This window comes from Curtobacterium sp. MCBD17_030 (assembly GCF_003224255.1).
Classification (GTDB): Bacteria; Actinomycetota; Actinomycetes; order Actinomycetales; family Microbacteriaceae; genus Curtobacterium.
This window is the reverse complement of record NZ_QKLI01000015.1, coordinates 56,493-76,702: the sequence shown is the minus strand read 5'-3', so window position 1 is coordinate 76,702 and position 20,210 is coordinate 56,493. Positions and strand designations below refer to the sequence as shown.

The 20,210-nt window shown below is 70.8% G+C and carries 19 protein-coding genes; 17 read left to right on the top strand and 2 right to left on the bottom strand.

Annotation, left to right across the window (positions count from 1 at the left end; translation table 11 throughout):
• Together DEI89_RS12890 and DEI89_RS12885 are read left to right on the top strand one after the other, a co-directional pair.
• Positions 1 to 1,318, top strand: a 1,318-nt coding sequence (locus DEI89_RS12890; protein ID WP_146236788.1) for a M23 family metallopeptidase, incomplete at its 5' end; no start/stop codon positions are given.
• A gap of 31 nt (positions 1,319 to 1,349) precedes the next feature.
• Complete coding sequence (locus tag DEI89_RS12885) at positions 1,350 to 2,837, top strand: NlpC/P60 family protein (protein WP_110904455.1); 1,488 nt, start codon at positions 1,350 to 1,352, stop codon at positions 2,835 to 2,837.
• Between the two features lie 68 nt (positions 2,838 to 2,905).
• Here the strand turns inward: DEI89_RS12885 and DEI89_RS12880 are convergent, their stop codons facing one another.
• On the bottom strand, positions 2,906 to 3,397 hold the full coding sequence (locus DEI89_RS12880; protein WP_110904454.1) for an inorganic diphosphatase: 492 nt from the start codon (positions 3,395 to 3,397) through the stop codon (positions 2,906 to 2,908).
• A gap of 66 nt (positions 3,398 to 3,463) precedes the next feature.
• On the opposite strand from DEI89_RS12880, the gene tilS reads away from it, so the two are divergent.
• The 14 genes from tilS (at position 3,464) to DEI89_RS12815 (ending at position 16,332) form a co-directional block, all read left to right on the top strand.
• Positions 3,464 to 4,504, top strand: a complete 1,041-nt coding sequence (gene tilS, locus DEI89_RS12875; RefSeq protein ID WP_110904453.1) for a tRNA lysidine(34) synthetase TilS — start codon at positions 3,464 to 3,466, stop codon at positions 4,502 to 4,504.
• Positions 4,505 to 4,513: 9 nt separating this feature from the next.
• A complete protein-coding gene (gene hpt / locus DEI89_RS12870; protein WP_110904452.1) occupies positions 4,514 to 5,065 on the top strand; it encodes a hypoxanthine phosphoribosyltransferase in 552 nt (183 codons plus the stop codon).
• 192 nt (positions 5,066 to 5,257) lie between these two features.
• A complete protein-coding gene (gene ftsH / locus DEI89_RS12865) occupies positions 5,258 to 7,246 on the top strand; it encodes an ATP-dependent zinc metalloprotease FtsH (protein WP_110904451.1) in 1,989 nt (662 codons plus the stop codon).
• 6 nt (positions 7,247 to 7,252) lie between these two features.
• Positions 7,253 to 8,215: a dihydropteroate synthase gene (gene folP / locus DEI89_RS12860; RefSeq protein ID WP_110904450.1), complete on the top strand. Its 963-nt coding sequence runs from the start codon at positions 7,253 to 7,255 to the stop codon at positions 8,213 to 8,215.
• The gene (gene folB, locus DEI89_RS12855) at positions 8,212 to 8,628 is read left to right on the top strand and encodes a dihydroneopterin aldolase (protein WP_110904449.1); all 417 of its coding nucleotides are present in this window, start codon (positions 8,212 to 8,214) and stop codon (positions 8,626 to 8,628) included. Before folP ends, folB begins: the two co-directional genes overlap by 4 nt.
• Positions 8,625 to 9,155 (top strand): 2-amino-4-hydroxy-6-hydroxymethyldihydropteridine diphosphokinase, encoded by a 531-nt coding sequence (folK, locus tag DEI89_RS12850; RefSeq protein ID WP_110904448.1) that lies wholly within the window; start codon positions 8,625 to 8,627, stop codon positions 9,153 to 9,155. The genes folB and folK overlap by 4 nt, the downstream gene beginning before the upstream one ends.
• Positions 9,152 to 9,631, top strand: coding sequence for a DUF3180 domain-containing protein (locus DEI89_RS12845; protein ID WP_181421643.1), 480 nt, complete (start codon positions 9,152 to 9,154; stop codon positions 9,629 to 9,631). The genes folK and DEI89_RS12845 overlap by 4 nt, the downstream gene beginning before the upstream one ends.
• A gap of 50 nt (positions 9,632 to 9,681) precedes the next feature.
• On the top strand, positions 9,682 to 10,236 hold the full coding sequence (locus DEI89_RS12840; RefSeq protein ID WP_258368904.1) for a PH domain-containing protein: 555 nt from the start codon (positions 9,682 to 9,684) through the stop codon (positions 10,234 to 10,236).
• Between the two features lie 7 nt (positions 10,237 to 10,243).
• Positions 10,244 to 12,028 (top strand): PH domain-containing protein, encoded by a 1,785-nt coding sequence (locus tag DEI89_RS12835; RefSeq protein ID WP_110904446.1) that lies wholly within the window; start codon positions 10,244 to 10,246, stop codon positions 12,026 to 12,028.
• Positions 12,025 to 12,717: a Rossmann-like and DUF2520 domain-containing protein gene (locus DEI89_RS12830; RefSeq protein WP_258366218.1), complete on the top strand. Its 693-nt coding sequence runs from the start codon at positions 12,025 to 12,027 to the stop codon at positions 12,715 to 12,717. Before DEI89_RS12835 ends, DEI89_RS12830 begins: the two co-directional genes overlap by 4 nt.
• 113 nt (positions 12,718 to 12,830) lie before the next feature.
• Positions 12,831 to 14,363: a lysine--tRNA ligase gene (gene lysS / locus DEI89_RS12825; RefSeq protein WP_110904462.1), complete on the top strand. Its 1,533-nt coding sequence runs from the start codon at positions 12,831 to 12,833 to the stop codon at positions 14,361 to 14,363.
• A gap of 98 nt (positions 14,364 to 14,461) precedes the next feature.
• Positions 14,462 to 14,665 (top strand): hypothetical protein, encoded by a 204-nt coding sequence (locus DEI89_RS12820; RefSeq protein ID WP_110904445.1) that lies wholly within the window; start codon positions 14,462 to 14,464, stop codon positions 14,663 to 14,665.
• Between the two features lie 125 nt (positions 14,666 to 14,790).
• Complete coding sequence (locus tag DEI89_RS18135; protein ID WP_258366217.1) at positions 14,791 to 14,922, top strand: hypothetical protein; 132 nt, start codon at positions 14,791 to 14,793, stop codon at positions 14,920 to 14,922.
• Between the two features lie 357 nt (positions 14,923 to 15,279).
• The gene (locus DEI89_RS12815) at positions 15,280 to 16,332 is read left to right on the top strand and encodes a sigma-70 family RNA polymerase sigma factor (RefSeq protein WP_110904444.1); all 1,053 of its coding nucleotides are present in this window, start codon (positions 15,280 to 15,282) and stop codon (positions 16,330 to 16,332) included.
• Positions 16,333 to 16,505: 173 nt separating this feature from the next.
• Here DEI89_RS12815 and DEI89_RS12810 read toward each other — a convergent pair whose 3' ends face one another.
• Positions 16,506 to 17,438 carry an NAD(+)/NADH kinase gene (locus DEI89_RS12810; RefSeq protein ID WP_110904443.1) on the bottom strand — a complete coding sequence of 311 codons (933 nt, stop codon included), beginning with the start codon at positions 17,436 to 17,438 and terminating at the stop codon, positions 16,506 to 16,508.
• A gap of 236 nt (positions 17,439 to 17,674) precedes the next feature.
• Between DEI89_RS12810 and DEI89_RS12805 the strand changes: the two genes are divergently transcribed.
• On the top strand, positions 17,675 to 20,197 hold the full coding sequence (locus tag DEI89_RS12805) for an ATP-dependent Clp protease ATP-binding subunit (protein WP_110904442.1): 2,523 nt from the start codon (positions 17,675 to 17,677) through the stop codon (positions 20,195 to 20,197).
• Positions 20,198 to 20,210: the final 13 nt, after the last annotated feature.

The window sequence follows — 20,210 nt, the reverse complement described above, 5'->3', positions numbered from 1 at the left end:
TCGTGGTGTCGGACGAGATCCACTCCCCGCTCGCCCCCGCCGCCGTCTGCTGGCCGCCGGGGTCGCAGTCGTGCTCGCCGCCGGGGCCCTCGTCGCCCTCGTGCCGTCGGGTGCTGCCTCGGCCGCGACGTACCCGAGTTGGGACGACGTGCAGGCCGCCAAGCAGTCGCAGTCGGACCAGGCCGCCAAGGTCACCGAGATCAGGGGCCTCATCGCGCAACTGCAGTCGCAGTCAGCCGCGAAGGAGAAGGCCGCCGCCGCAGCCGGTACGGCGTACCAGGACGCGCAGACGGACTACGACCGCAAGGCGCTCGAACAGCGGAAGCTCCAGTCGCAGGCGGATGACGCCGAGAAGACCGCGGCAGCCTCCGAGGCGCAGGCCGGCCAGCTCGCCGCCCAGCTCGGCCGCTCCAGTTCACAGGACGTCACCACGGACCTCCTCACCAAGCCCTCTGCCTCGGGTGACCTGCTCTACGAGCTCGGCGCCATGTCGAAGCTCACCGAGCAGGCGGACGGCATCTACTCCGAGGCGAGCCAGGACCGCGGGACGGCCCAGGCCCTCGCCGACAAGTCGAAGGTCGCCGAGGACGCGCTCGGCGTGCTCGCCGCCCAGGCCCAGGCGAAGATGCGCGCCGCGCAGACCGCCGCGGACCAGGCGCAGGCCGCCGTGGCCGCCCAGGCCGCCAACCAGGACCGCCTGGAGGCCCAACTCGCCCTCCTGACGTCGAAGACGAAGACGACGCAGGCCGGGTACGAGAAGGGCGTGAAGATCGAGAAGGAGCGCCAGGCGCGTCTCGCCCGGGAGCGCGCCGCCGCGGCGGCCGCAGCCGCCCGGGCCCTCCCGGCCGCAGCGACCGCGGGCGTCCCGGCGTCCGGTGGCGGCGCGACCGGCGGCGGCGCCGCGAACTCGTCCGGCTGGGTACGCCCGGCCGCCGGCTTCCAGTCGAGCCCCTACGGCCTCCGCGTCGACCCGTACACGCACGTCTACACACTGCACGCGGGCGTCGACCTCGCCCCGGCCTGCTACTCGCCGATCTACGCCGCAGCGTCCGGCACCGTGACCTTCGCGGGCAACGGCGGCGGCTACGGCAACGAGGTCGTCCTCGACAACGGTGGCGGCATCTCGACGGCCTACGGGCACATCGTGAACGGCGGCATCATGGTCGCCGCCGGCCAGCACGTCACCGCCGGACAGCAGATCGCCCAGGTCGGTTCGACCGGCTGGTCGACCGGCTGTCACCTGCACTTCGAGACCCGGGTGAACGGCGCCGCCGTCGATCCCGTCCCCTTCATGGCAGCGCGGGGGATCTCGGTATGAGCACGAGCACTGCCAGGAGGCACTGACCCGCATGAAGAAGCCTGCACGTTCCCTCGTCTGCGGTCTCGCCACCGTCTCGATGCTCAGCCTCGGGCTCTCGCTCGTGGTGGCCGTCCCGGCGCAGGCGGCCCCGTCCGCTCCGTCGTGGAAGGACGTGCAGGCGGCGAAGGACGACCAGGCCGCGAAGCAGCGGACGGTCGACGCCCTGACGGCACGCATGTCGAGCCTCCAGGCCACGGTGGACCGCACCGGCGCCACGGTGCAGGAGGCCGGGCAGCGGTACTCCCTCGCGGCGTCGCAGCAGCAGGAGGCCAAGGACACGCTGGACGGTCTCACCGGTCAGGCGAAGCGTGCCAAGGCGGCGGCGAAGCGGTCCGCCGGCCAGGTCGCGGCCCTCGTCGTCGAGCTCTCGCGCTCGGGTGGCGGTGACCTGTCCACGTCGATGCTCGTCGACTCCCGCGACGCGAAGGACCTGCTGTACCAGGTCGGCACCATGACGCACCTGTCCGAGCGGTCCGCGACCGTGCTCGACAAGGCGCAGTCGGACCAGCGCACCGTGGACGCCCTCGCCGCGCAACAGCGGCAGGCGACGAAGGCCCTGACCGCCGCGACCGAGAAGACGAAGGACGCGCTCGACAGCGCGAACGACGTCGCCGCGAACGCACAGTCCGCGCTGGCGTCCGGGCAGGCGAAGCAGGACGAGGTCCTCGAGCAGCTCGCGTTCATCAAGGGCACCTCGGTGGCCACCGAGCAGGCGTACTGGTCGGCGCAGCAGGCGAAGCAGGCCGAGATCCAGCTCGCCGCCCAGGCGAAGCGCGACGCGGCGCGTCCCGCATCAGCGAACGGCGGCACGGACGGTCCCGGCGGGTCGACGACCGACGTCCCGCCCGCGTCGAAGCCCGTCACCTCGAACCCGTCGACGTCGAACCCCTCGTCGTCCGCGCCCTCGGGTGGTACCGCGGCAGCGCCGAAGCCAGCCGCCCCGAAGCCGGCCGCCCCGAAGCCCGCGGCCCCACAGCCCGCACCGCAGCCGGCCGCACCTGCCCCGAAGCCCGCAGCACCGAAGCCCGCAGCCCCGAAGCCGGCGGCTCCCGCGCCCGCGCCGGCCCCGGTCGTCAGCAGCCCGTCCAAGGCCGCTGGCGCGATCGCGTACGCCCGCGGACAGCTCGGCAAGGCCTACGTCCTGGGTGGTGCCGGCCCGAACGTCTGGGACTGCTCCGGCCTGGTGATGATGGCCTACAACTCGCAGGGCATCACGACCGGTGGGCACAACGTCGTCTGGCAGTACAACTACTTCGGCTCGATCGGCCGCCTGGTGCCGCTGTCGCAGCGCCAGCCGGGCGACATCCTGTTCTACTCGAACAACGGTGCGGCGTCCGGCGGCTACCACGACTCGATCTACACCGGCAACGGGCGGATGGTCGAGGCCGCCCGTCCGGGTGTCGGCGTCGTCGAGCGTGCGGTGTGGACCCCGAGCCAGCTCCTGCCGTACGTCGCCCGTCCGAGCGGCGCGCTCTAGCCCCGAACACCGCAGAACGGCCCGGCCCCACGAGGGGACCGGGCCGTTCGCGCGTCAGCAGACGAGCGTCAGTGACCCGCGGGCACGTACGCGGCCTGGCCGGCCTGCACGATGGCCTCGGCCTCGGCAGCGTCGCCCCAGCCCTCGGCCTTGACCCACTTGTTCGGCTCGAGGTCCTTGTAGCGCTCGAAGAAGTGCGCGATCTCGGCCTTGGTCTGCTCCGGGACGTCCGCGATGTCCTGGATGTGCGCCCAGCGCGGGTCCTTCGCGGGGACGACGAGGACCTTCTCGTCCTTGCCGGCCTCGTCGCTCATCTTGAAGACGCCGACCGGGCGGACCTTGACGCCCACGCCGGGGAAGGTCGGGAACTCGAGGAGGAGCAGCGCGTCGACGGGGTCGCCGTCGTCGGCCAGGGTCTTCTCGAAGAAGCCGTAGTCCGTCGGGTAGACGAACGAGGTGAAGAGCACGCGGTCCAGGTACACGCGACCGGTCTCGTGGTCGACCTCGTACTTGTTGCGGCTGCCCTTGGGGATCTCGACGACGACGTCGTACGCGGCCATGTGCACTCCTTGGTTCTTCCGGTGGTGGTCTGTCGGCCGTCGGGACGGCCCGGCTAACGTTACCGGGTGAACTCCGAGCGTCCCCGGCTGGACCCCGCCGTCGCCGCCGTCCGTCTGGCGGTCCGCACCGCGCTCGCCCGCGCGCTCGACGAACAGGTCGTCACACCGGGCGACCTCGTCCTGGTGGCGCTGAGCGGCGGAGCCGACTCGCTGGCCCTCGCGGCGGCCACCGCGTTCGAGGCGCCGAAGCAGGGCCTGCGCGCCGGCGCGGTCGTGGTCGACCACGCGCTGCAGGCGGGTTCCGAGGCGGTCGCGGCACGGGCCTCCCGGCAGGCCGCCTCGCTCGGGCTGGCGCCGGTCGTCGTGGACCGCGTCGACGTCGGGACCGCGGGTGGTCCGGAAGCCGCCGCCCGGGAGGCCCGATACGCCTCGATCACGTCGGTCGCGGCCGCCGAGTGGTCACCCCTCGTGCTCCTCGGCCACACGCTCGACGACCAGGCCGAGACGGTCCTGCTCGGCCTGCTGCGGGGGAGCGGACCGGACAGCCTGACCGGCATGGCGCCGCTGGTGCGGCCGGACCGGCCGGGGCCGTCGCTCGCGCGGCCGATGCTCGCGCTGCGTCGGGCGACCACGCGTCAGGCCTGCGCCGCCTCCGGACTCGACCCGTGGGACGACCCCCAGAACGAGGACCCGGCGTACACGCGGGTGCGGGTGCGGAACGCGCTGATGCCGGTCCTCGAGCGGGAGCTCGGACCCGGTGTGCCGGAGGCCCTGGCTCGCACCGCCGACCAGCTGCGCGAGGACTCCGCGGCCCTCGACCACTTCGCCGAGGAGATGGCGGAGGACCTCGCCGAGCACTCCGAGGCCGGCATCTCGCTGTCCGTGCCGCAGCTCGCCGCGAACCCGCCGGCCCTCCGGCAGCGACTCGTCCGACTGGCGGTCGAGAGCGAGTTCGGCGTGACCCTGTCCCGACTGCAGACGCTCGAGGTCTGCCGGCTCGTGACCGACTGGCACGGCCAGGGACCGATCGACCTGCCCGGTGTCCGGGCCACGCGGGCGGGCGAACGGGTGTCGTTCGCCGCCAGGGAGCCGCACTCGGGCGGTTAGGCTGGTCCGGTGGAACTCTCCGACGTGCAGGCCGACCTCTCCGAAGTGCTCTTCACCCCCGAGCAGATCGACGACAAGATCGCCGAACTCGCCGCGGCGGTGGACCGGGACTACGCCGGGCGCGACCCGCTCCTCGTCGGCGTGCTGAAGGGCGCTGTCATGGTCATGGCCGACTTCTCCCGCCACCTCAAGATGCAGGCGCGGATGGACTGGATGGCTGTGTCGTCCTACGGCTCCGGCACGAAGTCGTCCGGTGTGGTGCGGATCCTCAAGGACCTCGACACCGACCTGCACGACCGCGACGTCATCATCGTCGAGGACATCATCGACTCCGGTCTGACGCTGTCCTGGCTCAAGCAGAACCTGCAGTCCCGCGGGGCCGCCAGCGTCGAGATCGTCGCCCTGCTCCGCAAGCCCGAGGCCGCCAAGGTCGAGGTGGACGTCAAGTACGCCGGCTTCGAGATCCCGGACGCGTTCGTGGTCGGGTTCGGCCTGGACTACGACGAGCGTTACCGCAACCTGCGCGGCATCGGCATCCTCGCGCCGCACGTCTACTCCTGATCCGCCCGCGACGTCGGGTGCGACCGGGACGTCAGGCGGCGGGCGTCAGGGGCGTCGTCCGCAGGGCGATGCTCCTGATGCGTGGAGTTCGCCCGCAGAGGACACCCATTCTCGCCACAGAGTGACGGCCGTATGCTGAGCGGCACGCACTTCAGGCAGCAGAAAGGTGTCGGGCCGTCGGGCCCGGATCACATGGACTTCAAGCGCATCCTCCGCGGGCCGTACATCTGGATACTGCTCGCAGTCGTGGGGATCTTCGTCGGATGGACGTTCATCGCCCAGTCCGGCACCCAGGAGATCTCCACCCAGAAGGGTCTCGAGCAGCTCTCGGACGGCAAGGTCTCGTCGGCCGTCGTCAACTCCACCGAGCAGCGCGTCGACCTCACGCTCCGCAACGACGGTGGCACCGAGCAGTTCTACTACTCGACCCCCCGTGGCACCGAGGTCGTCGAGGCGGTGTCGCAGGCCGACCTGCCCAAGGGCTACAACGACCACGTCCAGCAGTCGAACGTCCTCGTGTCGCTCCTGCTGACGCTGCTGCCGTTCCTGCTCATCGGCGCCCTGTTCTGGTTCCTGCTCTCGAGCGCCCAGGGCGGCGGCTCGAAGGTCATGCAGTTCGGCAAGTCCAAGGCCAAGATGAACAACAAGGAGAACCCGCAGGTCTCCTTCGCTGACGTCGCCGGTGCGGACGAGGCCATCGAGGAACTGCACGAGATCAAGGAGTTCCTCAAGGAGCCCGCGAAGTTCCAGGCCGTCGGTGCCCGGATCCCGAAGGGCGTGCTCCTCTACGGCCCTCCCGGAACCGGCAAGACCCTGCTCGCCCGCGCCGTCGCCGGCGAGGCCGGGGTGCCGTTCTACTCGATCTCCGGTTCGGACTTCGTCGAGATGTTCGTGGGTGTCGGCGCGAGCCGCGTCCGTGACCTCTTCGACCAGGCGAAGCAGAACTCGCCCGCCATCGTCTTCATCGACGAGATCGACGCCGTGGGGCGTCACCGTGGCGCCGGCATCGGCGGCGGCAACGACGAGCGCGAGCAGACGCTGAACCAGCTCCTCGTCGAGATGGACGGCTTCGACGGCAAGACGAACGTCATCCTGATCGCCGCGACGAACCGTCCCGACGTGCTCGACCCCGCGCTGCTGCGCCCGGGCCGCTTCGACCGGCAGATCGGCGTCGACGCGCCCGGACTGCAGGGTCGCAAGCAGATCCTCGAGGTGCACGCGAAGGGCAAGCCGCTCGCCGCGAGCGTCGACCTCGAGCTCCTCGCCCGCAAGACGCCGGGCTTCACCGGTGCCGACCTGGCCAACGTCCTCAACGAGGCCGCGCTGCTGACCGCCCGGTCGAACGCGCAGCTCATCGACAACCGTGCGCTCGACGAAGCCGTCGACCGCGTCATGGCGGGTCCGCAGCGCCGCACCCGGATCATGTCCGACCAGGAGCGCCTCATCACCGCCTACCACGAGGGTGGTCACGCCCTGGCGGCCGCAGCGATGCGCCACACCGACCCGGTGACGAAGATCACGATCCTCCCGCGTGGTCGGGCCCTCGGTTACACGATGGTCCTGCCGCTCGAGGACAAGTACTCCGTCACGCGCAACGAACTGCTCGACCAGCTGACGTACGCCATGGGTGGCCGTGTCGCCGAGGAGATCGTGTTCCACGACCCGACCACGGGTGCGTCGAACGACATCGAGAAGGCCACCGGCACCGCCCGCAAGATGGTGACCGAGTACGGCATGAGCCAGGCGGTCGGTTCCGTCAAGCTCGGCTCCGGGTCCAGCGAGCCGTTCGTCGGCCGTGACATGAGCGGCGGCACCGGTCGCGACTACTCGGAGAACATCGCCGAGACCGTCGACGCCGAGACCCGCGCCCTGCTCGAGGCCGCGCACGACGAGGCCTACCAGGTGCTCAACGCCAACCGCGACATCCTCGACCGCCTGGCCGGCGAACTCCTCGAGAAGGAGACGCTCGACGCCCCGGAGCTCGTGGAGATCTTCAAGGACGTCCGCAAGCTGCCCGAGCGCCCGCAGTGGCTCTCGAGCGACAAGCGTCCGGTGAGTGACCTGCCCGCGATCGAGGTCCCGGGCAAGGCCGCCGCGATGGCGGAGGAACCCGTCGGGATCGACGCCTCGAAGCCGCGTCGTCACCGTCCGTTCGGCAACCCCGGTATCGCCCCCGCGTAGGCCGGCATGACCGACCTGCCGACGAGACGGTCGCGTCGGCTCGCCGAGGCGAGCCGGGCCCGCGAAGCAGCAGCAGCGCCGGCGACGGTCGCGATCGACCTCCGAGCACCCGCACCGGTGCCGGAGATCGTGACCGGCCGTCGCCGCGGTCGCTCCACCCCCCAGGGCACCCGCGTGATGGGGATCCTCAACGTCACCCCCGACTCGTTCAGCGACGGCGGTCTGCACCTGGCCGTCGACGCGGCACTCGACCACGCCCGGCACCTGGTCGCGAACGGGGCCGACCTGGTCGACGTCGGCGGGGAGTCCACCCGACCCGGTGCGGAACGGGTCCCGGTGGACGTCGAGCAGGAGCGCGTCCTGCCGGTCGTGCAGCAGCTGGTCTCCGAGGGGATCGCGGTGAGTGTCGACACGATGAACGCCAGCACCGCCGAACGTGCGGTCGAGTTCGGTGCCGTGATCGTGAACGACGTCTCCGGTGGGCTCGTCGATCCGGACATGTCCCGGGTCGTCGCCGAGACCGGCGTGGGCTTCGTCGTCATGCACTGGCGCGGCCACAGTGACCGGATGTACCGGAACGCCGAGTACACCCACGCCGTCGAGGAGGTCCGACGCGAGGTCGAACTCCGGGTCGCCGAACTCATCGTCCTCGGGGTGCGCCAGGAGCAGGTCGTCATCGACCCGGGCCTGGGGTTCGCCAAGCGCGGGCAGCAGAACTGGGAGATCCTGGCGGGCTACGAACGCTTCGCCTCGATCGGTCTGCCGGTCCTGGTCGCGGCGTCCCGCAAGCGGTTCTTGGACGGCGTCGGCAGTGCGGCCGGGGCACCCCCGGCCGAACGGGACCTGGCCACGGCGGCGATCAGCCTGCTCGCGGCCGAACGCGGCGCCTGGGGCGTCCGTGTGCACGACCCGGCGCCGACCCGCGCCGTACTCGACGTCTGGGACGCCTGGAGGGCAGCTCGATCATGAGGGACACCATCCGCCTCGTCGGAGTCCGCGCACGCGGGCACCACGGGGTCTTCGACCACGAACGCGCCGACGGACAGGACTTCGTCGTCGACGTCGCGGTCGAGGTCGACGCGACCGCCGCCTCCGACTCGGACGACCTGGCCGAGACCGTGCACTACGGCGTGCTCGCCGAGCAGGTCGTCGCCGAGATCGAACGTGACCCGGTCGACCTCATCGAGACGCTGGCGGAGCGGATCGCCGCGGCCGTCCTGACGCACCGTGCCGCCCTGGCGACCGAGGTCACGGTGCACAAGCCGCAGGCACCGATCACCGTGCGGTTCACCGACGTGTCGATCACCATCCGGCGCGAGTCCACGGTGCGCCCTGACGACGCGGCCGTCGCCGAGAGCGCTCCGCTCGAGGAAGAAGCGTGACGCGCGCCGTCATCGCCCTCGGTGCGAACCTCGGCGACCGGGGGAGCACCCTCCGTGCCGCAGCGGCCGCCGTCGCCGCGCTGCCCGGTGTCCGTCCGGTGGCCTCGAGCCGTGAGGTCGAGTCCGTCGCCCTCACCCTGGACGGCCTCGACACGACGAAGCCGCGGTACCGGAACGGCGTCGTGGTCGTCGAGACCGACCTGGCTCCGCAGGAGTTGCTCGACGCCCTGCACGGCATCGAAGACGAGCACGGCCGCACCCGCGAGGTCCGCTGGGGTGACCGGACGCTCGACCTCGACGTGATCGCCCTCGACGACCTGCGGATCGACACCGACACACTCACCGTGCCCCACCCGCGCGCCCACGAGCGGGCGTTCGTGCTCGCACCCTGGGCGGACGCCGACCCGGAGGCGGTGCTGCCGGGCCACGGGTCCGTCACGACCCTGCTCGCGGCGCTGGGCGACGACACGGACCGGGTCGACGAACCCCGCCTGTTCGGCCGCGCCGCGCAGGAGGTGACCCCGTGAAGCCGACCCGGGCCTCCACCCTGATCGGTGTCGCCGTCGTCGCGGCCGTCGCCGGCTTCGCGGTCGACACCGCCTTGACCGCCCGGCAGTCGCCGACGCTCCTGATGTCGGTCCCCCTCGGCCTGACGCTGGTGTTCATCGGCATCGCCCTGCTGTTCATGGCCGCGCCGATCCGTCGACAGACCCGGGGCCGGAACGACGGACGCCGGGTGGACCCGATGTACGCGACACGGGTGGTGTTCCTGGCGAAGGCGTCGAGCATCTGCGGGGCGCTGTTCGGCGCGTTCGCCCTCGGGCTGCTCGTGTACCTCCTGTCCCGGTCCGTCCTGCCTTCGCTAGGCTCGACCCTGCCGAACGCGGTGGCGTTCGGCGGCGGGATCGTGCTGACCGTGTGCGCCCTCGTCGCCGAGCGGATGTGCATCGCGCCGCCGACGGACGAGGACGACCACGACGGGCGGGGCAGCACCACGGTGTGACCGGCCCGGTCGGTCGACGCGGACCGACCACCGCAGACCAGGAGACCCCGATGCCGCCCGAACTCGACGAACCCCATCGGATGGACGAACCACGCCGACTCGACGACGCCGGCATGGGCCTCGACGGCATCACCTGGACGCGGGTCTCGGCGAAGCTCGTCTGGACCGACCTCATCGCGACGATCGTGATCGGCGGCGTCGTCACGGCGGGCCTGGTGCTCATCGGCGTCGCCAGCGGCGGGACCGGCGGGACGGCCGGACTCGTCTGGTTCGTCATCGGTGCGGTCGTCGCGGCCATCGCGGTCGTCACGGCAGCGCTCACCCCGCGACGCATCCGGTCGATCGGGTACGCCCTGCGCGACGACGACCTGGTGCTGCGCCGCGGACTGATGTGGCAGCGCTTCACCGCGGTGCCGTACGGCCGACTGCAGCTCGTGGACGTCAACCGGGGCCCGCTCGACCGGGTGCTCGGCATGAGCGAGCTGAAGTTCGTGACCGCGGCCGCGTCGTCGAACATCCGCATCCCCGGCATCCCGGCCGGTCAGGCGGACGACCTCCGCGACCGACTGGTCGAGCTCGCCGAGTCCCGTCGCGCCGGGCTGTAGGTCGCACGTGTCGTTCCGACCGGACGCCTCGATCCCCGCACCGCCGCGCAAGGGCGACGCCGCCGCGGCCGCGCCCCTGACCGACGGCGAGTGGCACCGGCTGCACCCGCTCACACCGCTGCTCAAGGGCGGCATCTTCCTCGTCGTGATCCTGGGCTACGTGCTCAACAACCTCCGCGACCAGATCGTCGAGGTCTTCATCCCCGGCGAAGGCGGGCCGCAGGAGGACGGCGACCCGGTCCGCTACGTGTACGAGCACGGTGTCGTCGGCTGGGTGCTGCTCGGGGTGGCGGTGCTGCTCTTGGTGCTGATCGGCCTGTTCTACCTGTCCTGGCGGATGCACGAGTTCCGGGTCACGGGCGAGATCGTCGAGGTCCGCTCCGGCGTGGTCTTCCGGACCCACCGCAAGGCCCGGCTCGACCGGATCCAGGGGATCAACATCTCGCGTCCGCTGATCGCGCGGGTCTTCGGCACCGCCAAGCTCGAGGTCGCGCAGGCCGGCAACGACGCGAACGTGCAGCTCGCCTACCTCGGAGCGAAGGCCGCCGACGACCTGCGGCAACGCATCCTGGTGCTCGCCTCGGGCGCGAAGGACACCGACCAGCCCCGGTCCGCCGGTCCGGGGGGCGGCGTCCTGCAGGGCCGGGTGGACGAGTTCCTGGCACCCGAGCTCGACCCCGAGGCCGTGCACGCCACCCGGGTGGTCCGCGTCCACCCGGGTCGGTTGATCGGGTCGATGCTGCTCTCCGGCACGACCGTGGTGATCCTGCTGCTCGTCGTCGCGATCATCGTGAGCATCAGCCTGACCGGGCAGTACTTCCTGCTCGTGTCGCTGTTCCCGGCCGTCATCGGTGCCGGCGGCTACTACGTCCGCAAGTTCTCGAAGTCGCTGCGCTACACGATCGCGGACACCCGGGACGGCATCCGGATCGGCTTCGGCCTGTTCTCGACCTCGAACGAGACGTTGCCGCCGGGGCGCATCCACGCCGTGAGCGTCGCGCAGCCGCTGCTGTGGCGGCCGTTCGGCTGGTGGGACATCCGCATCAACCGGGCGACGAACGCCGGCAACGGGGCGTCCACGAACCAGCAGGTCTCGTCGATCGTGCTGCCGGTCGGTACCGCAGCCGAGGTCCGGCAGGTCCTCGAGATCATCCTGCCCGAGCTCGTCGGCTCGGCCGTCGTCGGTCCGGAGGCGTCGATGGAACGCCTGCGCGAGGGGTCCGCCGAGGCCGTGGGTGTCGTCGACGACAGTCTCACCACGAGCGGCGACCGCGGCGGTTTCGTGCACTCACCCCGACGGGGTCGCTGGCTGCGCCCGCTGTCGGCGTCCCGCAACGGCTACCGCTTCGTGCCCGGCGCGGTGCTGCTCCGGCTCGGCGCGGTCTGGCGCTCGCTCGTGGTCGTGCCGCTGCCGCGTGTCCAGAGCGTCAAGGTCACGCAGGGGCCGCTGGAGCGCGCACTCCGCCTGGCCTCGGTGCACGTGCACACCGTCAGCGGTCCGGTCTCCGCCCGCGTCGGTGCGCTCGACGCCGGGGACGCGCAGCGGCTCTGGTCCGGCACGACCGAGCGTGCCGTCGAGGCCGCCGCGACCGACACGTCACACCGCTGGCGTGACGGCCAGGAGGCCCGACCCACCTCCGGTACGCCGGGTCGCCACGCGCAGGAGCCCGCGCACGCTGCAGGGCAGATGCCCGGGCAGTGGACCGGTGCCGCGCCCGCCGCACCCGCGTGGCTGACGCAGGACGGGCCTCCCGTCTGGACCGCCGTCCCCGGACCCGGAGCCGTGCGGTGAGGGCCGGACGACTCGGCATCGGGATCATCGGCGCCGGACGCGTCGGCCCCGTGCTGGGTGCCGCGCTCGCGAACGCCGAGCACGCCGTCGTCGGGATCACCGCCGTCTCCGAGGCGAGCCGCGACCGTGCCGAGGCGATGCTCCCCGGCGCGCCTGTGCTCGGCACGCCGGAGCTCGTCGAGCGCAGCGAACTCGTGCTCCTGGCGGTGCCGGACGACCAGCTGCCGTCGCTCGTGCAGGGACTGTCGGACGCGGGGATCTGGCAGCCCGGGCAGCTCGTCGTGCACACGAGTCCGGACCACGGGGTCGACGTCCTCGCGCCGGCGATGCGTGCCGGGGCGATCCCGCTCGCGATCCACCCCGCGATGGCCTTCACCGGGACGAGCGTCGACCTGAGCCGGCTGCGGGACGCGTACTGCGCCGTCACCGCTCCCGCGCCGGTGCTGCCGATCGCGCAGGCCCTGGTGGTCGAGATGGGTGCCGAGCCGTTCGTCGTGGCCGAGCGGGACCGCCCCGCCTACGCCGACGCGGTCCGGGCGGCCGTGAGCTTCTCGACGGCGATCGTCGACCAGTCCGCCGGCACCCTGTCCGGCATCGGTGTCGAGCACCCGGGGCGCGTCCTCGGGGCACTCGTCCGGTCGGCGGTCGACAACGCGCTCACGGCGGCCGACGGTCAGTCCGCGATCTGAACCCGGCCGCGAGCCCGGACCGCCGTGTGCGCCGTCCGTCCGGCGTCCCGGCCGGACACGGCCGGGCGGGTAGCATCGACGCGATCCCCCACGACCTCCGGAGCCGCACCAGCATGACCGACGAGACCGCCCCCGCCACCACCGAGACCGCGGTCGCCGACGCCGCCGCACTGGCCGAGCAGGAGACCAGCGAGCAGCGTCAGGTCCGGCTGGACAAGCGCGCGCGCCTGCTGGAGTCCGGGATCGAGGCCTACCCGGCCGAGCTCCCGATCACCACGACGATCCCCGCGGTCCGCGAGCAGTACGCGCACCTCGAGACCGGCGAGGAGACGCAGGACGTCGTCGGCGTGGCCGGCCGCATCGTGTTCTCCCGCAACACCGGCAAGCTCTGCTTCGCGTCGCTGCAGTCCGGCGACGGCTCGCGCATCCAGGCGATGGTCTCCCTGGCCGAGGTCGGCGACGAGTCGTTGGCCCGCTGGAAGGAGTTCGTCGACCTCGGCGACCACGTGTTCGTGCACGGCCGCGTGATCTCCTCCCGCCGCGGGGAGCTGAGCATCATGGTCGACGACTGGGCGATCGCGGCGAAGGCGATCCTGCCGTTGCCGAACCTGCACAACGAGCTCAACGAGGAGACCCGGGTCCGGCAGCGGTACCTCGACCTCATCGTGCGCGAGGACGCCCGGAAGACCGTCCGGGCCCGCGCGGCCGTGATGTCCTCGCTCCGCGACACCTTCACGTCCCACGAGTACCTCGAGGTCGAGACGCCGATGCTGCAGACCCAGCACGGCGGCGCCTCTGCCCGGCCCTTCGTCACGCACTCCAACGCGTTCGACACCGAACTGTTCCTGCGTATCGCGCCCGAGCTCTTCCTCAAGCGGGCGGTCGTCGGGGGCATCGACCGGGTCTTCGAGATCAACCGCAACTTCCGCAACGAGGGCGCCGACTCGTCGCACTCGCCCGAGTTCGCCATGGTCGAGGCCTACCAGGCGTACGGCAACTACGAGCAGATGGCCGACCTGACCCAGGAGCTGGTCCAGAACGCCGCCCGCGCGGTCACCGGTGGCTCGCTGGTCGTCACCCTGCCCGACGGCAGCGACTACGACCTCGGCGGTGAGTGGGCACGACTCGACATGTACGAGTCACTGTCCGAGGCGTCCGGCCACGAGATCACCCCGGAGACGCCGCTGTCCGAGCTGCAGGCGCTCGCCGACGCCGAGGGTGTCGAGGTCGCACACGCCACACACGGCAAGTACGTCGAAGAGCTCTGGGAGCACTTCAACGGCGACGAGCTGTACGCCCCGACGTTCGTCATGAACTTCCCGGTCGACACCTCGCCCCTGACCCGGCAGCACCGCACCCGTCCGGGCGTCGTCGAGAAGTGGGACCTCTACGTCCGTGGCTTCGAGCTCGCCACGGCGTACTCGGAGCTCGTCGACCCGGTCGTCCAGCGGGAGCGGTTCGTCGAGCAGGCCCGCCTGGCCGCTGGCGGTGACCCGGAGGCGATGCGCGTCGACGAGGAGTTCCTGCGGGCACTCGAACACGCCATGCCGCCGTCGGGTGGCATGGGCATGGGTGTCGACCGGCTGCTCATGGCGATCACCGGCCTGGGCATCCGCGAGACGATCCTCTTCCCGCTGGTCAAGTAGGGCGCTGGAGCTCAGAGCGACGCGCCAGCGGCGCGCGACGCCAGCCCCGAGGGAGCCTGCGAGCTCGATCCGCGGGCAGCACGACGTACGATGGGACCATGCCGCATGGAATCGTCTCCGGAGTCGTCTTCGCCCTGACCCCGACGATCCTGCTCGGTCTCATCTTCTGGTTCATCATGCGCGCGATCATCCGTGCCGATCGGACCGAGCGTGCCGCGTACACGAAGATCGAGGCCGAAGAGCGTGCCCGGTTCGAGCGCGAGCGTGGCGTGACGACGACCGCGCCGACCAGCGCCGAGTAGTCCCGCCCTCGATCGCGTCCGCGACGGGGCACCCACGCGAGTGACCTGGGGTCCTCTTGTCCTGGTGTCCTGACCGTCACCCACCGTTCACCCCGCCGACGCCCGGCGGTGCGAGCATCCTCGGCATGTCCATCCTGCATCCCACCGCGTCCCGCAGTCTCGTCGGTGACATCGAGAGCGAGTACGACGAGTTCGACCGCGACCCGGACCTCGAGGTCTCGAAGAACCGTGACGGGTGGCTCGAACCCTCCTGGTGACACCGGGCCCGTCATCGTCCGCGGGCATTCCTTCGGGGTACGTCAGCTGGATCTCTGGATCCGGCGCGACGTACCCCTTTTTCGCTGTCCGGAAGGCGTTGCACCCCGGGGTACACGTGTCCCCCTCGGTCCGGCTCGGGAGTCACACCGTTGTGATTCCGCTTCGATCGGCAGCACCGCGGGGATCGAGAGCGACAACCGCCGTGACGAGGTGTACCCCGACCCGGTGTCCCCCGATGGCGAAGCACGGAGAAGCCTGAGAATCGCTCGCCGTGGTTTGTGGGGTACACCTCCGGCCCGCCAAACTCGGTCTCAGCCCACGAAGGACCATCACCGTCACAGGCAGGGAGAGTCACCATGGCGATCGCAACGGCCGCACCCAGCACCACCTCGCGCCGCACCAAGAAGGCAGCGACCAAGACCACCTCCGCCGAGGCCACCACGCTCGACACCGTCGCCGAGGTCGAGGCCGACGAGCAGCTCGCCGGCGTCCGCGGCGCATCCGTCGACCAGGTCGGCGACTACCTCCGTCACATCGGCCGTCTCGCACTGCTGACCGCTGAGGAAGAGGCGGACATCGCCCGCCGCATCGAGGTCGGCCTGTTCGCCGAGGAGAAGCTCCACACCGAGCCCGGCCTCGAGAAGTCCCTCGAGCGCGAACTCCGCTGGCTCGTCCGCGACGGTGAGCGCGCCAAGGAGCGCATGATCACCTCGAACCTCCGCCTGGTCGTCAGCATCGCCAAGCGCTACTCCCAGCGCGGCCTGCCGTTCATGGACGTCATCCAGGAGGGCAACCTCGGCCTGGTCCGTGCGGTCGAGAAGTTCGACTTCACGCAGGGCTACAAGTTCTCGACCTACGCCACCTGGTGGATCCGCCAGGCGATCTCGCGTGGTCTCGCCGACAAGGCGCGAACCATCCGCATCCCGGTGCACACCGTCGAGCTGATCAACAAGATCTCGCGCACCGAGCGTGACCTGACCGTCGACCTCGGCCGTGCGCCGATGCCGGAGGAAGTGGCCGCCGAGCTGAGCATGAGCGTCGAGGAACTCGTCGACCTCAAGGGCCGCTCGCACGAGCCGGTCTCGATCCACACGGTCGTGGGTGACTCGGACGACAGCGAACTCGGTGACTTCATCGAGGACGAGGACGCCGCGAGCCCGAACGAGCTCACCGAGACGACGCTGCTGCACCGCGACATCCGCTCCATCGTCGCCGAGCTGCCGAGCGACGAGGCCAACGTGATCCGCATGCGCTACGGCCTGGACGACGACAAGCCGATGACGCTCGACGAGATCTCGAAGATCGTGCACACCACCCGACAGGCGGTCAGCCGTGTCGAGTCGCGTGCGAAGCTGCGCCTGTTCGCGAAGGCCGTCTCGCAGGACATGCAGCTGTACCTGACCGAGTAGGTCAGCAGACTTCGGCTGGTCCTGTCAGGGACCGGTGCGGGGATCCGGGTCGTCCGTGGGACGACGCCCTGTGGGGTGATGGGAGCGAAGGCCCGTCCGGTGCGAACCGGGCGGGCCTTCCGCCGTCCCCAGGGCCCTGGCGTGGGGTCGCCGGCCGGGAGGCGCGGATCGCGTCAGTCCTCGGTCTCCCGGTGCAGCTTCTGCCGCAGGTCGTGCGGGATCAACTCGATGAGCTGGTCCGGTCGGAGCGGCAGGTCCAACAGGCCGAGCTTGAGGCGCCCGGTCCGACCGTGCCGTTCGGCGTCCAGCCGGACCACGCTGCCGGCGTCCTTGCGGAGCCGGACCTCCAACTGCGCGCCGGTGGCGACCTCGCCGACGACGAGCCCGTCGACCTCGAGGGCCGCGCTGCGGGTGCCCTCGGCGATGTCGAACCGGTAGCGCTCACGGGCGGCGAGCACCACCGAGCGGTCGATCCCCGCCATCGGGGCCACCGGCGTGACGACGGACCCCGACAGTGCGGGGGACAGGACCGGGCCTCCCGCCGCGTAGTTGTAGGCGGTGGACCCGGCGGGCGTCGCCGCGACGACGGCGTCGGCGCGGTAGTACCCGTACATGAGCCCGCCGACGCTGAGGTCCGCGGACACCTGCCCGGCACCGGGACGGCGGACGATCGTGATGTCGTTGAACGCCAGGTAGTCGGTCCGGGCACCACCCCAGGAGAGCCGGGCCTCGAGGGCGTGGTGCGGTTCGAGCTGGTACTGGCCGGCGGAGAGCCGTTCGAGCGCGGACTCGAGCTCGGGTGGTTCGATCTCGACCAGGAACCCGACGTTGCCGTAGTTCACCCCGAGCACCGGGACCGGGCGCCGGGCGACGAGGCGCATCGCACCGAGCATCGTGCCGTCACCACCGAGTGCGACGACCAGGTCGACGGTGTCCGTGAACTCGTCGTCGTCCACCGCGTCGATCGCGCTACCCAGGCGAGCGGCGTCGATCCGCCGCGCGACCAGGCGCCCGGCTCCGGACGCGTTCCAGCGGTCCAGGACCTCGACGGACTCCTGCACGTTCTTCGAGGGGTGGACGACGAGGCCGACGACGGGCTGCTCCATGCCCCGGATCGTACCGGCGAGCCCTCCGAGCCGGGCGCGAGTGCCGCCGGACGGACGGTGTCCCGGGGAGTCGGGAGGGGCCTCCAGGCCGCGGCGCGCAGCACACGCACGGGGTTCACGCCCACGGCGAACAGGGGCAGCCCTGACGGGGAGCGCTGGTTAGTCTCGATGTACGTGACCGGACTCACACGAGTCCGGCTGTCGGCCCCGGTTCGTTCGGGGCCAAGGGAGAGCACATGTTCGAGAGATTCACCGACCGGGCCCGTCGTGTTGTCGTCCTCGCTCAAGAAGAAGCGAAGATGCTCAACCACAACTACATCGGTACGGAGCACATCCTCCTCGGCCTCATCCACGAGGGCGAGGGCGTCGCCGCCAAGGCGCTGGAGTCGCTCGGTATCTCCCTCGATGCCGTCCGCGAGCAGGTGCAGGACATCATCGGGCAGGGCCAGCAGCAGCCGACCGGGCACATCCCGTTCACGCCGCGTGCCAAGAAGGTCCTCGAGCTGTCACTGCGCGAAGCGCTGCAGCTCGGCCACAACTACATCGGGACCGAGCACATCCTGCTCGGTCTGATCCGCGAGGGCGAGGGTGTCGCAGCCCAGGTCCTCGTGAAGCTCGGCGCCGACCTCAACCGGGTCCGCCAGCAGGTCATCCAGCTCCTGTCCGGTTACCAGGGCAAGGAAGCGGTCGCCGTCGGCGGCGAGCAGCAGCAGAACGGCCAGCAGCAGGGTTCGCAGGTCCTCGACCAGTTCGGTCGGAACCTCACCCAGGCCGCGCGCGACGGCAAGCTCGACCCCGTCATCGGGCGCGAGAAGGAGATGGAGCGGGTCATGCAGATCCTCTCCCGCCGCTCCAAGAACAACCCCGTCCTGATCGGCGAGCCCGGCGTCGGCAAGACCGCCGTCGTCGAGGGCCTCGCCCAGGCGATCGTCAAGGGCGACGTGCCCGAGACGCTGAAGGACAAGCAGCTCTACTCGCTCGACCTCGGGTCGCTCATCGCCGGGTCCCGCTACCGCGGTGACTTCGAGGAGCGCCTCAAGAAGGTCACGAAGGAGATCCGCACCCGCGGCGACATCATCGTCTTCATCGACGAGATCCACACGCTCGTGGGTGCCGGTGCCGCCGAGGGCGCGATCGACGCAGCGTCGATCCTCAAGCCGCTCCTGGCCCGTGGCGAGCTCCAGACCATCGGTGCCACCACGCTCGACGAGTACCGCAAGCACTTCGAGAAGGACGCCGCACTCGAGCGTCGTTTCCAGTCGGTGCAGGTCAACGAGCCGTCGCTGCCGCACACCATCAACATCCTCAAGGGCCTCCGCGACAAGTACGAGGCGTTCCACAAGGTGTCCATCACCGACGGCGCGATCGTCTCCGCGGCGAACCTGGCGGACCGCTACGTGCAGGACCGCTTCCTGCCCGACAAGGCCATCGACCTGATCGACGAGGCCGGCGCTCGTTTGCGGCTGTCGATCCTGTCGGCGCCGCCGGAGCTCCGCGAGTTCGACGAGAAGATCTCGACGGTCCGTGGGTCGAAGGAAGCCGCCATCGAGGAGCAGGACTTCGAGAAGGCCGCGAGCCTGCGCGACGAGGAGAAGAAGCTCCTCGGTGAGCGTCTCCGCCTCGAGAAGCAGTGGCGTGCGGGTGACGTCGCCGCGTCCGGCACCGTCGACGAGGGCATCATCGCCGAGGTCCTGGCGCAGGCCACGGGCATCCCGGTGTTCAAGCTCACCGAAGAGGAGACCTCGCGTCTCGTCTTCATGGAGAAGGCACTGCACCAGCGCGTCATCGGTCAGGAAGAGGCCATCTCGGCCCTGTCCAAGACCATCCGCCGCACCCGTGCCGGCCTCAAGGACCCGAACCGCCCCTCGGGCTCGTTCATCTTCGCCGGCCCCACGGGCGTCGGCAAGACCGAGCTCGCCAAGGCGCTCGCGGAGTTCCTGTTCGACGACGAGGGCGCACTGATCTCCCTCGACATGTCGGAGTTCGGCGAGAAGCACACCGTCTCGCGCCTGTTCGGTGCCCCTCCCGGGTTCGTCGGGTTCGAAGAGGGCGGCCAGCTCACCGAGAAGGTGCGCCGCAAGCCGTTCTCCGTGGTCCTGTTCGACGAGATCGAGAAGGCCCACCCGGACATCTTCAACTCGCTGCTGCAGGTCCTCGAAGAGGGTCGTCTGACCGATGGTCAGGGCCGCGTGGTCGACTTCAAGAACACCGTCATCATCATGACCACGAACCTCGGTTCGCAGGGCATCGCAGGTGGCCCGGTGGGCTTCCAGGTCGAGGGCAACTCGGCCGTCGGCTACGACCGGATGCGCGGCAAGGTGAACGAGGAGCTGAAGAAGCACTTCAAGCCCGAGTTCCTGAACCGCGTCGACGACACGATCGTGTTCCCGCAGCTGTCACAGCCCGAGCTGCTGCAGATCGTGGACCTGTTCGTGAAGCGCCTGTCCGACCGCCTGCTCGACCGCGACATGACCGTCGAGCTCTCGCTCCCGGCCAAGGAGCAGCTCATCAAGGTCGGGTTCGACCCGTCCCTCGGTGCCCGCCCGCTGCGTCGTGCGATGCAGCACGAGGTCGAGGACCAGCTGTCCGAGCACATCCTGCAGGGTGAGCTCACGGCCGGCGACCACGTGAAGGTCGGCTTCGTGGACGGTGCGTTCACCTTCGAGACCGGGCGTCAGCCGGGCCGCGAAGAGGTCCTCGCCGGCGCTCCCTCGCTCGAGAAGGCGCCTGAGGCGCCCGCGCCGGAGATCGAGGGCTAGTCAGCCCAGCGAC